Here is a 14800-nt window from a genome sequence, read left to right as displayed (position 1 = left end):
ATGGAGTTGCAACAATTTTACTACGACAACAAAATTGTAAAGAAATTCATCTATGCCACGATTGTTTTTGGCGTGGTCGGAATGGCCGTGGGGTTACTGCTCGCCTTCCTTTTTTTGTTTCCTAACTTAACCGACGGCATCTCTTTTTTGAGTTTCGGCAGGTTGCGCCCGTTGCACACCAACGCCGTGATTTTTGCCTTCGTCGGCAACGCGATGTTTGCCGGGATCTATTATTCGATGCAGCGCTTGCTCAAGACCAGGATGTGCAGTGATTTGCTGAGCAACCTGCATTTTTGGGGTTGGCAGTTGATCATTGTCGCAGCGGCTATTACTTTACCGCTTGGATATACTTCTTCTAAGGAATACGCCGAGCTCGAATGGCCAATCGATATTGCGATTGCGCTGGTCTGGGTCATTTTCGGGATCAACATGATCGGCACGATCTTGCGCCGACGCGAACGCCATTTGTATGTCGCGATCTGGTTTTATCTTGCCACGTTCGTAACCGTTGCGGTGCTTCATATCTTCAACAGCATCGAGCTTCCGGTTTCGGCACTCAAAAGTTATTCGGTTTATGCGGGCGTGCAGGATGCGCTCGTACAATGGTGGTATGGGCACAATGCGGTGGCGTTCTTCTTGACCACGCCGTTTTTGGGGTTGATGTACTATTTTGTGCCCAAGGCCGCCAACCGTCCGGTGTATTCGTACCGCCTGTCGATTGTACACTTTTGGTCGCTGATTTTCATCTACATCTGGGCTGGCCCGCACCATTTGCTGTATTCGGCCTTGCCCAATTGGGCGCAAAATCTCGGGGTAGTATTCTCGATCATGCTCATCGCGCCATCTTGGGGCGGTATGATCAATGGATTGTTGACCTTGCGTGGCGTATGGGATAAAGTGCGCGTAGAACCCGTACTCAAGTTCTTTGTCGTTGCCATTACAGGGTATGGCATGGCGACGTTCGAAGGGCCGATGTTGTCGCTCAAGAACGTAAACGCCATCGCGCATTTTTCGGATTGGATTATTGCGCATGTGCATGTCGGTGCAATGGCCTGGAACGGATTTCTGGCTTTCGGGATGATTTATTGGCTCATCCCAAGAATGACCAAAGGGCCATTGTTCTCGACCAAACTCGCCAATTTCCACTTTTGGATTGGGACGCTGGGCATCATCATGTATACGCTGCCGATGTATGTGGCCGGATTTACGCAGGCTTCGATGTGGAAGCAATTCAATCCTGACGGTACTTTAACTTATGGCAACTTCCTCGAAACCGTCCAGCAGATCATGCCGATGTATTGGATGCGTGCCATCGGCGGAACGATGTACATCATCGGGATGTTCATTTTGGTATACAACATCGTGAAGACCGTAAAAGCGAATGCCGCGATTACCGATGAGTTGGCCGAAGCCGCCGAACTTGAAAAAATCGCGAGCGGACGGGTCAAAGGCGAAAAATTCCACCCATGGCTCGAAAGAAAGCCCATCCAACTCACCATCCTGGCTACGGTTGCCATATTGATTGGCGGTATCATCCAAATCGTTCCGACGATTATGGTCAAATCGAACATCCCGACCATCTCAACTGTAAAACCGTATACGCCGCTCGAACTGGAAGGCCGCGATTTGTACATCCGTGAAGGTTGTGTGGGTTGCCATTCGCAAATGGTGCGTCCGTTCCGCAGCGAAGTCGAGCGATACGGCCCGCAATCGAAAGCGGGGGAGTTCGTCTACGATCACCCGTTCCTTTGGGGCTCCAAACGCACCGGCCCCGATTTGCTTCGCGTAGGGCAGAAGTACAACGACAACTGGCATTTCAATCACATGTGGGATCCGCAATCGACTTCTTCCGGTTCCATCATGCCGGGTTACAAATGGCTATTCGATAATAAGGAAATGGATATTTCGGATATCGAAAATAAAATGCGCGTCATGCAAAAACTGGGTGTCCCATATTCTGACACGGAGATTGCAAACGCCAAAGCGGCCTTGTTCGAGCAAGCGCTGCGCATCGAAAAGAATCTGCATTCCGATCCCGATTTCGTCAAAAGTTATCAAGACAGTGAGAAAAAAGCAAAGGCAAAAGGGGAAAAGTTTGTACCGATGAACCAACGCGAAATCGTTGCGCTCATCGCCTACATCCAACGATTGGGCACCGATATCAAAGTCAAAGAAACCGCTAAAAAATAAAGTCATGTTCGAACAAATCAAACACAATATGGAAACCATCTCGGGCGTCGCGATTTACCCGATCGTGTCGTTGCTGATCTTCTTCCTGTTTTTTGTAGGTCTCGGCATCTGGGTGTTTTCCTATAACAAGGAAAAGATTGCCGAATTGAGCCGCATTCCGCTAAACGAAGAACCCAAATAATTTTAAAATACTGAAACATGAAACATTTTTTCCCGGCCTGGCTTCGTGTACCGGTCATTTTCTTTACGGTTTTTGGATTGATTGAATACTTTGTCGATTCGGGCGACCGTCCGGCATTCGTTAAATACCCGATCATCATTTTGGTATTGTTCGTTTTCCTGTTCATCCTAATTGCGTTCGAGATGTTGGCCAAAGCGACCGGCAACATTACCTACCATTTGATGACCGAGGAAGAAAAGCAGGCTTTCCACGAAAAAGAAAATCAACCTTTGCATCTTTCTGAACAGCAATGGTTCAAGAACCTGATGCAAAAACTCACGCGTTCCGAACCGGTCGAAAATAACGATTTGGTGATGCTGCACCACAATTATGACGGCATTCAGGAACTCGACAACCGATTGCCGCCTTGGTGGTTGTATTTGTTTTACGGCGGTATCCTTTTCGGGGTGATTTATCTCGTCCGGTATGAAATGATGGGCGGCGATGACCAGGAAACCGAATTGCGCAAAGAAATGGCCCAAGCAAAAATAGATGTGGCCAAATACATGCTTACCGCGCCGGACCAAATGAGCGAAGCCAAGGTAACGCAATTGACCGATGCAGCCGATTTAGCCAAAGGCAAGACCATTTTTACGGCCAATTGTGCGGCGTGCCATCGTGCGGACGGCGGCGGGCAGATCGGGCCGAACCTGACCGACGATCATTGGATTTTTGGCGGCAGCATCAAGAATTTATTCCATACGATTTCTAACGGCGGACGCGACGGAAAAGGAATGGTGGCGTGGAATGCCACTTTGAAGCCGACCGAAATCCAGCAAGTGGCGAGCTACATCTTATCGTTGCAAGGCAGTAATCCGAAAGATCCCAAAGCGCCTGATGGCGATGTTTGGGTAAATCCCGATGCCAATAAAGTCACCACGGACGAAACCAAAAAATAAACGATGGAAAAGAATGAAGCGTTTAGGGATACCATAGGGACTTTGGACGAAGAAGGAAAGCGCAAATTCATTTTCCCTAAGAAACCGAACGGTAAATTCTACAATTATAGAAAATACGTCAGTTATTTTTTGCTGGCCATCTTGATTGCGAATCCGTTTGTCAAAGTGGGCGGCAACCAGTTCATGATGTTCAACGTGCTCGAGCGCCGTTTCAACTTGTTTGGATTTCCGTTTTGGCCGCAGGATTTTTACATTTTCGTGCTCGCGATGATTACGATGGTGGTTTTCGTGATTCTGTTTACGGTGGTTTTCGGACGGATTTTTTGTGGATGGATTTGCCCGCAGACGATATTCCTCGAAATGGTTTTCCGACGCATCGAATACGTGATTGATGGCGACCGTGGCGCGCAAATCAGATTGGACAAGCAGCAATGGAATGCCGAGAAAATCGGTAAGCGATTGCTTAAATGGACCGTGTTCTTTGTCATTTCGTTTTTTATCGCCAATATTTTTCTGGCCTATGTAATCGGGAGCGATGCCTTATGGCTGATGATGGAGGAAGGGCCGGTCAACCAATCCGGTAATTTCATCGCGCTTTTGATTTTTACCGGGGTATTTTATTTTGTATTCGTGTGGTTTCGCGAACAGGTATGCATCATCGCCTGTCCATACGGACGTTTGCAGGGTGTTTTGCTCGACGATAAATCGATCAATGTCGCCTACGATTTTGTCCGTGGTGAAAAAGAACTCGGCCGCGCCAAATTCAACAAAAAGGAAGATCGGTCCACGAGCGGAAAAGGCGATTGCATCGATTGTATGCAGTGCGTTCATGTTTGCCCGATGGGCATTGACATTAGAAATGGTACGCAGCTCGAATGCACCAATTGTACGGCCTGCATCGACGAATGCGATACGATCATGAAAAGCGTCGGGTTGCCCAAAGGACTGATCCGTTACGCCTCTGAAGACGAAATCGAAAAGAAAGCGCCGTTCCGTTTTACCACGCGCATGAAAGGCTATACGGCCGTATTGGTCATCTTGATCGGAATACTGAGCGGATTATTGCTACTGCGCAATGATGTCGAAACCGATATTTTGCGATTGCCCGGACAACTTTACCAACACAAAGGAGCGAACATCAGCAATGTGTACACGTTCAAGATTGTCAATAAATCATCGCATGATTTCAATGATGTCCATTTCAAGTTGCTCGAGCAAAAAGGCACAATCAGCCTGGTAGGTCGTCCGCATTTCAAGGTCGTCCGGCAAGGAATGGCGCAGGGAACGATGTTCATAGAAATCAACCAATACCTGCTCGAAACCGAAAAGACAAAACTAAAGATCGGCGTTTACGATGGGCACACACACATCGAAACCGTCACCACCAACTTCTTAAGCCCGAGGAGTTTTAATTGAAACGTTATGAAAATAAACTGGGGAACTTCGATTGTGATTGCATTTGTGCTGTTCATGGCCTTCATCGGCTATTTTATCGTCAAGGTGCAAAGCAATTCCAAATATGATAATGAACTCGTCGTCGAAGAATATTACAAGCACGATGCGCATTTCGACGACGAATTGGTCCAATTTCAGAATGCGCAGGATTTGAAAATACAGCCTTCGATCTCGACTACCACTGAGGGCGTAAAGATTGTTTTCCCGAAAGCGATCTTTCCCCAAGAAATCGAAGGCAAAGTGTCCCTTTATCGTCCGTCTGCAAAGCGACTGGATTTTGAACTCCCATTCAAAATATCCGGCTCCACAGTGCTCATACCTAAAAGTGATTTTGCAGGCGGCAACTGGGACATGACTTTAACCTGGACTTACGAAAATAAGACCTACGCCGTCAAACACAAATTGTACCTCTGATGCTTTACTCGGCATTGTTACTTGGACTGGTCAGCAGCCTGCACTGCATCGGGATGTGCGGGCCGATTGCGCTCATGCTTCCCGTTGCGCGAAACCATCCGGAGAAAAAGGCGCTGCAAATTTTATCCTACCATGCCGGAAGGATTTTGGCGTACACTGCTATCGGATTGCTGTTTGCGTTGGTTGGTCGTGCCTTTTACCTGGCAGGTTTCCAGCAGCATCTAAGCCTATTCGCGGGATTTGCCATGATTGCGATTGCGATTGTACCTGAAAAAAGATTGGCGCGTTACAATTTTTCAAGACCGATATTCAAGATCATTTCGGAAATCAAAAGTGCTTTGGGTCGGCAATTCCGAAATTCGTCGTTTACCTCACTCTTTACGATCGGTCTGCTCAACGGATTCTTGCCTTGCGGAATGGTCTATGCCGCGGTGTTCGGGGCTTTGGCGATGCCGACAACCGGTTTGGCCGTATCGTATATGGTTTTATTCGGATTGGGAACGGCTCCGCTGATGAGCACCGTGGTTTATTTCCAACGACTGATTACCTTACCGGTCAGAAATAGCATCCAAAAAATTATCCCGTATGCGATGGTGTGCATCGGGATTTTATTCATACTCCGCGGATTGGGATTGGATGTGGCTTATCTTTCGCCATCGAACCTGAATTTATTGGTACAATCCGAACCCAATTGCCATTGATTATTTTTGTTTGTCCTGTTCCATTTTTTTGAACCACAACAACAACGAACGGATTACACTAATGGCAAAAACCAATACGATAATCAGGTAATAATTGCTGAAAAAATCGTGGTAATAACTGCCCATGTAAAGGTAGGCCGAACCGATGCACAGCTTGAGCCATACCATTTCGGCATTGGTCCAGCAGGTTTGTCTTTTAAAGAAATTCATGTCTTGATCTTTTGGTTAAACAGTCATTGAAAACAATTGCGTTCCCGGCGCATGACGCTTCATCCGCAAATCGAAAGCCATGCAGATGTTGCGCACAAATCCCTTGCCCGCGGCAGTCACCTTGAGCCATGAATCTTTGATGACCAATAAGCCATCGTTGCTCATTTCCTGCAATTGCGAGAGTACTTCTGGGATTTCACTGAAATAGAGTTCGGGATTTTCCCACGACGTTTCGAATCGGCACATCAAATTGAGGATGTGCTGGCGGATGATCAAATCCTCGGTGGTCAGGATGTGTCCTTTGAACAGCGGCAATTGGTTCCATTCGAGGATTTGTTGGTAGTCGTCGAGATCCTTGACGTTTTGCGCGAATCCGTACCAACTGTCGCCGATGGCCGAAACACCCAACCCAACCATCATTCTGGTTTTGGAAGCGCTGTATCCCATGAAATTGCGGTGCAATTCGCCCGAAGCCGCCGCACCGAACAACGCATCGGATTGCAAGGCAAAATGATCCATCCCGATTTCCTCATACCCGTGCAACTGCAGCAGTTTTTTGCCGATCTCGTACAGGATTTTTTTCTCATCGTCTTTCGGGATGTCTTCTTCCTTGAAACCGCGCTGACCGTTTCCTTTGATCCAGGGCACGTGCGCGTAGCTGTAAAACGCGATACGGTCCGGGAGCAGGGTTTTGGTTTTTTCGATGGTGTCGACCACATCCTCGACGCGTTGGAACGGCAGCCCGAAAATGATGTCGTGGCTTACCGATGTGTAGCCGATGTCCTTGGCCCACATCGTCACCTTGGCCACATTGCTGTAAGGCTGAATGCGGTTGATGGCTTGTTGCACCCTGTCGGAATAATCCTGAACACCAAAACTCACGCGGCGAAAGCCCAGATCGTATAACTTTTCAAGATGCTCACGCGTCGTGTTGTTCGGATGGCCTTCAAAGCTCATGTCGCAATCCATTCCTTTTCGTGCCAGCGAGAAGATGCCGTTGATGAGGTCTTCGAGGTTCTTTGGGGAAAAGAAAGTAGGGGTGCCGCCGCCCAGATGAAGTTCGCGGATCATCGGTTTTTCATCAAAAAGCTGGCAATACAACCGCCATTCCTTGAGTACCGATTGGACATAAGGATGTTCTAGCGCGTGGTTTTTGGTGATGCGCTTGTGGCAGCCGCAAAACGTACACATACTTTCGCAAAACGGCAAATGGATGTAAACGCTGATGCCTTCGTTTTTACTTTCATCATAGGCCAAAATAAAGGTATTCTTCCAGGTTGGGTAATCGAATTCGGGATTCCAATAGGGAACGGTAGGGTAGCTGGTATAACGCGGTCCCGGAACGTTGTATTTTTGGATCAGTGTTTTTTTCATGGTTGTTATTTTAAACAAAAGTAGGAGTGATGGTCCTCGAATCTTATGACAAATATCATGTTCGCGAAAACGAATTGCCGCCGACTTTGGCCAATATATCGTTCATCATTTCAATTTGCACACGCTGCAGTTCCAATAATTCTCGAAATCTTATGTCTTTTTTTTCATTTAGAACAATTGGTTTTTGTCATATTCCAATTCGGTGATTTGAAATTGGGCATACGGAAAATCCCGATCGCGCATTCGCCAGACCGCCTCGATTTTCGTAGGAATCAAAACGCCGTGAAAAGAGGCGTAGCCCGACAATTTCCCGATCCATGTCTCCAGATTTTTATCGCCCATATAGCGCTTGGTTTCGAGTTGCGTGATTTCGCCGATGTCGTTGAACGTCACGATGTAATACACGATGAATTTGTTACTGGTATAGGTGAGTTTGGCCGAATGGCTGTCAATGGCCGACCATTGCAGGAATTCTGTCGGCAGCAGATTGGTAGGGAACCACACGCTTTCGCCCAGCCACCGCAACAATTCGGCTTGGGAATATTTTAGTCCATGGCCATTGACGATCCGGAACATCGAAAGAAAATAGACGTCCAATTTGCCTTGGCCCGAGATGAAAACGTCGTAAGCGGTAAACCATTTGGTGTGGCCTTTCCAAACCAAACCGGGATCGGCAGTAGTAAAATATTCTTCGCCGGTAATGTCCATCCATTTGCCATGTTCAGAAGTCTTGAATTTTCCGCTGTGCTTGAGTCGAACACAACTGATGTAAGGCAGTCCTTCCTTCAATACATGCCTGAAATAGTTTTGCACGGGTTCCGGCAGATGGGCAAGGTTTCGGTGCGTAACTATTTTGTCCATTTGCTTTGGGGATTGCCCGAGCAAATGGGTAGCCTGTCTTTCAAATAATTGGTCGATATTCCTGAGCAATACCGCAAAAACAATAATGATTGAAAGCGGCAAAAGGGTCAATAAAATGAAAAACATGGCGATTGAAATTAAGGATTGATGGCTAAACCTTCGTCGAGACTCGAATGCAGGGCAACCAACTTGGCATTGAACGCCGTGCGCCATGATTCGTTTTTCAATAGATCTTCTGTCGTGAAATGATCGATGTTGTTCCTGAATTTGATGCCCTGACGAAACAGTTTGCTTTTGAGTTTTTCGAGTTTGTAGTCGCAGGAATTGAATACCCGGCGTAACCGCACTTTTTGGGTGCTTTTTTCATCAGTACATTGGTTTTCAAGCAGGTTCAGTTTTTCTTGTGCCTTCAAGAGCGATTCGCCTGCATCTTTCCTGAACTTTTGCCAATCCTCGATAGTTTGGAGCCGCGTCGAATCGGAAATCGGTTTGGAGCGTTCAGATTCCGATAATGTCGAAATGCTGTCTTTTTCTGGCCTTTCACATGCCGAAAGAACCAAAAGGGTAATGATAAAACAACTTAACAAGACGATGGTTTTCATTTTCGATAGTTTACAGATTGACAATTTCGTTATGGAGCGGCACCTGGCAAGCGTAGTTGTACTTTTCCCTGATTTTGATGCGGAGCTCATCGGCAGGTTCATTCTCACCGTGTACCAAGAATATTTTCTTCGGAGGGTCTTGTAGCTCGGAAAGCCAATGCAACAATCCATTTTGATCTGCATGTGCCGAAAGCCCTTGAATTTCAAGTATATTGGCTTTGACCGAGAAAAACCGGCCATGGATTTTAATTTCAGCAGCACCTTCCAGCAATTTCCTGCCACGTGTGCCTTCGGCCTGGTAGCCGACGATAATGACGGTAGTTTCAGGCCGTTCGATATAATGTTCGAGGTAGGAGAGAACCCGTCCGCCTGTCACCATGCCACTGGCGGCAATGACGACTTTGGGTTGATGGTCGTAAATGGTTTCGACAGTTTGCTCAAAATCAGCGATCATCGTAAATGTTTGTTCCATGGCTGCGCAATCCGAAAGCGACAACTTATGCGCTTGCGGGTTGGCCTTAAAAATTTCGAAAACGCTGATGCCCATGGGCGTATCGATGATGTACGGAACATCCGGGATGCGTTGTTCTTTGCGCAGTTGCCAAAGGAGGTACATGATCGACTGAATACGCTCGACGGCAAAACCCGGGATAATGACCGTTCCGCCATTCTTGAGCGTGTTGTTGATGTAGGTTTCGAGCTCGAGCTTGACATCGGTGTCGGGATGAACCCGGTTGCCGTAAGTGCTTTCCAGGAACAGATAATTGGCTTTTTTGGGACGAAATGGCGGAAACATCAGTACATCGTTGTCGCGTCCGATGTCGCCCGAAAAGACAAGCGTTTTGTTTTCCAGCTTGAGCTCGATGCTCGCCGCACCGAGGATGTGTCCGGCATTGGTAAACATGACTTTTATTTCCGGATTGATCATCACCGGCTCATTGAAGTGAACCGTATGGAATAACGAAAACACTTGCTTGGCCTGTGCTACCGTGTAAAGCGGTTTGGCCATCTGGTGTTTGGAGTAATGTCCGGCGTTGGCTTTGGCAGCTTCTTCTTCTTGGATTTTTGCACTGTCGAGCAGGATGAGCCTGGCAATCGCCTTGGTGGGTGAGGTACACAATATCTTGCCTGCAAATCCTTGCTCGACCAGGCACGGGAGCCAACCACAATGATCAAGATGACCGTGGGTAAGCAAGACATAATCGATCGTAGAAGGCCCTACAGGCAAAGTTTTCCAATTGAGTTCGCGCAATGCCTTGACACCTTGAAACTGGCCGCAATCGATCAGCATCGTTGCGCCATTGCTTTGGATGAGGGTTTTCGAACCCGTTACGGTTCCCGCGCCGCCTAAGAATTGTACTTCCATCTTAAAAAATATTGCAAAGCGAAGCCGCTTCGGTGAGTATGTTTTTTTGTCGGTTTTTGCTGATGCCGATTTGGTGCAGCCCTTCGGGTTTTTCAATCAGCTCTTTGACCAATAGGATGTCCAGTATCAGCAATTGCTCTTTTTCCATGCGCGACATCGTGGTCAGGCAAGTAATCGGGTAAAGCCCGGTTTGGTCGATCTTCGCCTTGATGTTTCCCGTCGTCGGATAATCCCAGCCGAGTAATTGGAGGCCAGAGCAATTCGCAAATTTGATGGCGTCGGCGGTAAATCGGTTGTTGGTAACGATCCAACATTTTTCAACCTGATCGGACTTTGAAAATATTTGATGGGTGTTTTCCTTCAGGTCATTGAAACGCGACAGGATGTACAAGGGTACTTTCACATCAGAATGCGCCGTCTGGCTGCTGTGGAACTTGCATTCGACCATTTCAATTGCGCCTGCTTTTTCTAAAACGACATCTACTTCATGGGTGACGCATTGGCCTTGGAGGATCAGATTGGTTTTTGTTCGATACCCATCGTGGCCGAAGATCCGTGCGATGAATTTCTCAAAGAAGAAACCCGCCGGCCCCAACAATTGCAACGCCGTTCGCAGATTGTATCGTGCCGCATGCGAAGCCGATACTTTTTTGAGCAAATGGGCCGCCATCCCGTAAATTTTTTTCGTAGGGATGCCGTCGTAGAGTTGGCGCTCTATTTTTTCGATAATGGTTTGAACGTCATTTTCGGCTGCGCCCGATTTGAGCAACGACTGCCTGAGTTTTTTGGTGTTGAAATCGGCTATTTCACCCGAATGCTTGCGGACTTTCATGGCGCTTTCCGTTCGGTTCGCCAATCCTTGCCCGCATATTTTTGCTTTGGGATGTGAAATTGCAGGATTTCACGGGCGTTATTTATTTCAATATTTTCGTCGGCCAGCAACAAATAATGGGCTGCCTTGACATCGGTCCGGTATTTTACTTTTCGCTTGTTCGAGAATCGGAAATATACCGCAGCGGAGATTGCGCTCAGGACCGCACCGACTATCCCCAACACCAATCCGGCGATGATCGCACCAATCCAGCCCTGTATCAATGACGGCCCGATTATGGGAATCGAATAGGTCGAAAACCCGAACAACAATCCCCAGAAGCCCGAGTAGAAACCGCCGATGAATGCCCATTTCTTCATGAGGTCGTAGGCATCATAATAACCCAAAACTTTCTCTGAGGTATACAAATCTGTGGCTACGATCGAAAAGCGGTTCATTTCATGGCCGTTTTGCTGTAATCGTATGATCGCATTTTCTGCCTGATCGTGCGAATCGTAGTGCGCCACGATGGTTCTTATAGGATTTGTGATGGTTGTTTTCATGCTAGCGTTTGTAAAAGTTCATATTGTAACTGATACAAAATTGAAGATTTGTATTGGCGAAAAAAATGACAATTGTCATGTTGTCAAACCATTGTAAATCAATTGCTTTTTTGCAAAATTGTCCCGAGTAATTCACCCGAAGACACCATCCCGGACTGTTGCCATAATTTCTTTCCTTTCTGGAAAAGCATTACTGTGGGCACCAGCCGAACTTTATAGGCATGTGCCAGCGCTTTGTTCCGCTCCACATCGACTTTGACGACTTTGATGCGGTTGCCCAGACTTTGTTTAACCGAGTCGAGCACAGTTGCTAATTTTTCGCAAGGTGCGCAAACCGGGAGATAGAAGTCGATCAGTACGGGTTTGTCTGAATGGATGATCTGCTCGAAGGATTTCATCTCAGAGCCGTTTTTTTCTATTTCGGGTATTGATCCCAAGCAGAAAATACAAGGGACAAAAATTGAAAAACGCCGTGGCCATCAAGAGGGCGAGTGCCACCAATGCCCACCAAAAATTGATGAGGTCGGTCAAATACAATGAAAGTACTATGAAAGCAATTAAAAACCGGATAAATTGGTCGTTCGATCCCACATTTTTTTTCATGATATTGCTACTTATAATAACCTGATCTGGATTTTTCGAGTAAATTATCAAGCGTTGTGTTGAGGTCGAACATGTCGCGTTTGAACTGCTTCATGAATGCTTCGTTCTTTTGTTGAACGGTTGGGTCATCGGGGTTGTAGGTCTGTAGTTCGGCCGAAAACTCCTTGTTGCGTTTGATACGCCGCGCCTTGAGTTTGAGCAAAGCCAAATTGCTTGCATTGCTCACTTGCTGCATTTCAATCTTTTCGTCACCGTCGGCTTCGTCGATTTTAGTCTCCAGGCTTGAAAGATTGGTTTCGGTGATGTCGATCAAATCCTGCGATTGTTTGAAAAAGGACTCCCAGCTTTCGATCGCCATTTCTTTGGTCACTTTGTCATTTTTGCCGTAATGCACTTCGTAATAATCCTGGTCTTCATCATAGGTTTCTTCAGCGTCTTTGGCGCATCCGCGTGCGAGAAACAAAAGAGGCAAGAAAGTAAACGTCAATAAATATTTTGCTGTTTTCATTGGTTTGGCAGATTACATATAAATATCATAGTAGATTTTGAGTTGGTTGTCCACCTGTGAGACACCCGGCGTCTTCCAGGCTATCTTCGCTGCTTCTTCTTTTTGGTACAGTGTGCTTACCGTCCCTTTGAGCGTAATGTTACTACCCGATACTTCTACACTGATGTTGGTCGGGTTGATCGACGCATGCCGGAACAGCGCATCGATGACTTTTTGCTTTTCAATTTCCTCGGCCACTTCAGATTCGATCTTGACCGAGCAGACCAACGCTTTGATGCCGTCGACATGTTCCACCAGCCGTTTCGCTGCCTGGCGCTGGTAATCCCACGGCAACGTGCCCGATAGATAAACATCGCCGTTCTCTACTTTTACCTTCAATCGGTCGGGAGGGATGTTCCAACTCTCGCCGAGTGCCTTGATTACTGCCTGGGCGATGTCGAAATCAGTTTTGCTATCTGAATTGGCATAACGGATCTCGATTTTTTCGACAACCGCCAGAACACCCGCGACATTTTTTGCCGCTTCTTCGGCCTGCATTTTCTTTTGGTATTTGTTGACTGTTCCCGTCAGCGTCACTATTCCGCTTTTGACGGTGACGCCAATTTCTGCCGCATGCAAAGCAGGCTCCCATTTGATGGCATCTTCAACATCCTGTTGCAGTTGTTCATTGGTTTTTTGTGGAGCGATGGTTTTCATTTGATTGTGATTTATAGGTTTTTGGGTTAAGGAGCATAGATGTAATCTCCAGTAATTTTCATTTCATTGACATTCAAATCGGTGCGTCGCCATTGTTGAGGATTTATTTTCGAAGTATCGGCTATGGAGACCAAATCGAGGTATGGCAATATTTTTTCGCGCTCGACGATTTGTCGTTTATAGCCAAATGAAAACCGGTCGCCGCGCATCTGGTATTCGATGGTTTGGGAAGGATTTTCGAGATTGCGGTACAAAATGGTCTGCGTTTTCCAATCGCCGTTCCAGGTCAAAAAAGCGGTCAGAAAGCTCACGCACAATGCCGAAAACAAGATAACCAGTACCGTATTGCGATCGCCAAGTCCGAAAAAATGGTATGCGATTAAAATTGGAAAAAGCGCCACGGCCAAAAAGAAAATGATAAAATGAACAACGACGTTATTGATGTACAGGCTGGTGTTGGCGTCCAGAAACAACAATAGAGCCGCGATTAAAAAAACAGCAAGCATCGAGATACTCTTGTAATGGCTTGGCGGTTGTTGGACTGTTTTTTTCATAACGACACCATATAGGTTTCACGGTTCATGTTTCCGGCGTGGAATTGATGATCGATACCAATCAACTGCCGCAAAATTTTCTTCAGTAGCGAAATATCCATTCCCAAACTGGAAAGCGCGTTGTTGAACACGAGCTGGCTTTCGATATTTTGTCCCACCAGAACGATGTTGATTTTATTGCCGGGATATTCCATTGCTATCGATTTTAAATTAAACAATAAGAACGTTTCGGGACAAAGTAAAATTAGGATGGCCTTATCTAAGGAAATATGATAATTGTCAGGCTTTTTAAATTTAAGGAGCGGTTTTTACATCCTCGAACCTGCAACCCAAGCCCACATTGATGCGGATGATTTCGCGCTTGAATTGCTTCTGGAATTCTTTGTTGCGCTTGTGGCTTATTGGATCGTATTGCCGCAGCTCATCGTTGAAGGCATCGTCGCGTTGCATCCTTTTGTGTTCGAGCTCATCGATTGCTTTCTTGTACCGTGAGTAGGTCTTGCCCAATTCGAATTTTTCGGGTCCCTTGCATTCGTCGATTTGGTATTGCAATGATTCGAGGTTATTGCGCGAATAGAAAATCAAATCCTCGGATTCCTTTAAGAATGTTTCCCAATCTTCAACGGCAGTTTCCTCGGGGATTTGGTTTTGATCAAATCGGTACTCGTCCAATTGTTCATTTTTATAAAATTGATTTTCCTCGGATTCACTGGTGCAATGTATCGCGAGCAACAACATCGGAAGGGCAAAAAAAGAATGGATTTTCATAAGAT

20 protein-coding genes are annotated in these 14800 nt (G+C 46.6%); 6 read left to right on the top strand and 14 right to left on the bottom strand.

Annotated features, from left to right (window positions below):
- From ccoN to QM717_RS17615, 6 genes are read left to right on the top strand one after another with little or no spacing between them, the layout of a single operon-like run.
- Window positions 1–2190: a cytochrome-c oxidase, cbb3-type subunit I gene (ccoN, locus tag QM717_RS17640; RefSeq protein WP_415039484.1), complete on the top strand. Its 2190-nt coding sequence runs from the start codon at window positions 1–3 to the stop codon at window positions 2188–2190.
- A 4-nt stretch (window positions 2191–2194) separates the two neighbouring features.
- Window positions 2195–2371, top strand: a complete 177-nt coding sequence (locus QM717_RS17635) for a CcoQ/FixQ family Cbb3-type cytochrome c oxidase assembly chaperone (protein ID WP_415039482.1) — start codon at window positions 2195–2197, stop codon at window positions 2369–2371.
- Between the two features lie 17 nt (window positions 2372–2388).
- Window positions 2389–3309 carry a cbb3-type cytochrome c oxidase N-terminal domain-containing protein gene (locus QM717_RS17630; RefSeq protein WP_415039481.1) on the top strand — a complete coding sequence of 307 codons (921 nt, stop codon included), beginning with the start codon at window positions 2389–2391 and terminating at the stop codon, window positions 3307–3309.
- A gap of 3 nt (window positions 3310–3312) precedes the next feature.
- Window positions 3313–4725 carry a cytochrome c oxidase accessory protein CcoG gene (gene ccoG / locus QM717_RS17625; protein ID WP_415039480.1) on the top strand — a complete coding sequence of 471 codons (1413 nt, stop codon included), beginning with the start codon at window positions 3313–3315 and terminating at the stop codon, window positions 4723–4725.
- Window positions 4726–4731: 6 nt separating this feature from the next.
- The gene (locus tag QM717_RS17620; protein WP_415039478.1) at window positions 4732–5178 is read left to right on the top strand and encodes a FixH family protein; all 447 of its coding nucleotides are present in this window, start codon (window positions 4732–4734) and stop codon (window positions 5176–5178) included.
- Window positions 5178–5879, top strand: coding sequence for a sulfite exporter TauE/SafE family protein (locus QM717_RS17615; protein WP_415039476.1), 702 nt, complete (start codon window positions 5178–5180; stop codon window positions 5877–5879). Before QM717_RS17620 ends, QM717_RS17615 begins: the two co-directional genes overlap by 1 nt.
- On the opposite strand, the gene QM717_RS17610 is transcribed toward QM717_RS17615, so the two are convergent.
- From QM717_RS17610 to QM717_RS17545, 14 genes are all read right to left on the bottom strand, one after another.
- Window positions 5880–6089, bottom strand: coding sequence for a hypothetical protein (locus QM717_RS17610; RefSeq protein WP_415039474.1), 210 nt, complete (start codon window positions 6087–6089; stop codon window positions 5880–5882).
- Window positions 6090–6104: 15 nt separating this feature from the next.
- A complete protein-coding gene (gene hemN / locus QM717_RS17605) occupies window positions 6105–7463 on the bottom strand; it encodes an oxygen-independent coproporphyrinogen III oxidase (RefSeq protein WP_415039473.1) in 1359 nt (452 codons plus the stop codon).
- 168 nt (window positions 7464–7631) lie between these two features.
- Window positions 7632–8450: a DUF6544 family protein gene (locus QM717_RS17600; protein ID WP_415039472.1), complete on the bottom strand. Its 819-nt coding sequence runs from the start codon at window positions 8448–8450 to the stop codon at window positions 7632–7634.
- A gap of 11 nt (window positions 8451–8461) precedes the next feature.
- Window positions 8462–8926: a hypothetical protein gene (locus QM717_RS17595; RefSeq protein WP_415039470.1), complete on the bottom strand. Its 465-nt coding sequence runs from the start codon at window positions 8924–8926 to the stop codon at window positions 8462–8464.
- Between the two features lie 10 nt (window positions 8927–8936).
- Window positions 8937–10292, bottom strand: a complete 1356-nt coding sequence (locus QM717_RS17590) for an MBL fold metallo-hydrolase (RefSeq protein WP_415039469.1) — start codon at window positions 10290–10292, stop codon at window positions 8937–8939.
- A 1-nt stretch (window position 10293) separates the two neighbouring features.
- Entirely contained in the window at window positions 10294–11124 is an 831-nt protein-coding gene (locus tag QM717_RS17585) for a restriction endonuclease (protein ID WP_415039467.1), read from the bottom strand.
- A complete protein-coding gene (locus QM717_RS17580; RefSeq protein ID WP_415039465.1) occupies window positions 11121–11666 on the bottom strand; it encodes a hypothetical protein in 546 nt (181 codons plus the stop codon). Before QM717_RS17580 ends, QM717_RS17585 begins: the two co-directional genes overlap by 4 nt.
- 98 nt (window positions 11667–11764) lie before the next feature.
- The gene (locus tag QM717_RS17575) at window positions 11765–12064 is read right to left on the bottom strand and encodes a thioredoxin family protein (protein WP_415039463.1); all 300 of its coding nucleotides are present in this window, start codon (window positions 12062–12064) and stop codon (window positions 11765–11767) included.
- A 1-nt stretch (window position 12065) separates the two neighbouring features.
- Window positions 12066–12269 (bottom strand): DUF2892 domain-containing protein, encoded by a 204-nt coding sequence (locus tag QM717_RS17570; protein ID WP_415039462.1) that lies wholly within the window; start codon window positions 12267–12269, stop codon window positions 12066–12068.
- Between the two features lie 7 nt (window positions 12270–12276).
- Window positions 12277–12777 carry a hypothetical protein gene (locus QM717_RS17565; protein WP_415039460.1) on the bottom strand — a complete coding sequence of 167 codons (501 nt, stop codon included), beginning with the start codon at window positions 12775–12777 and terminating at the stop codon, window positions 12277–12279.
- A gap of 12 nt (window positions 12778–12789) precedes the next feature.
- The gene (locus QM717_RS17560; protein WP_415039458.1) at window positions 12790–13473 is read right to left on the bottom strand and encodes a BON domain-containing protein; all 684 of its coding nucleotides are present in this window, start codon (window positions 13471–13473) and stop codon (window positions 12790–12792) included.
- A gap of 26 nt (window positions 13474–13499) precedes the next feature.
- On the bottom strand, window positions 13500–14027 hold the full coding sequence (locus QM717_RS17555; RefSeq protein WP_415039456.1) for a hypothetical protein: 528 nt from the start codon (window positions 14025–14027) through the stop codon (window positions 13500–13502).
- Complete coding sequence (locus QM717_RS17550) at window positions 14024–14221, bottom strand: hypothetical protein (RefSeq protein ID WP_415039455.1); 198 nt, start codon at window positions 14219–14221, stop codon at window positions 14024–14026. Before QM717_RS17550 ends, QM717_RS17555 begins: the two co-directional genes overlap by 4 nt.
- A 100-nt stretch (window positions 14222–14321) precedes the next feature.
- A complete protein-coding gene (locus tag QM717_RS17545; protein WP_415039453.1) occupies window positions 14322–14795 on the bottom strand; it encodes a hypothetical protein in 474 nt (157 codons plus the stop codon).
- Between the last annotated feature and the right edge of the window lie 5 nt (window positions 14796–14800).

This window comes from Flavobacterium sp. (assembly GCF_047602195.1).
Lineage (GTDB): Bacteria > Bacteroidota > Bacteroidia > Flavobacteriales > Flavobacteriaceae > Flavobacterium.
This window is presented reverse-complemented; position numbering and strand designations above follow the sequence as displayed.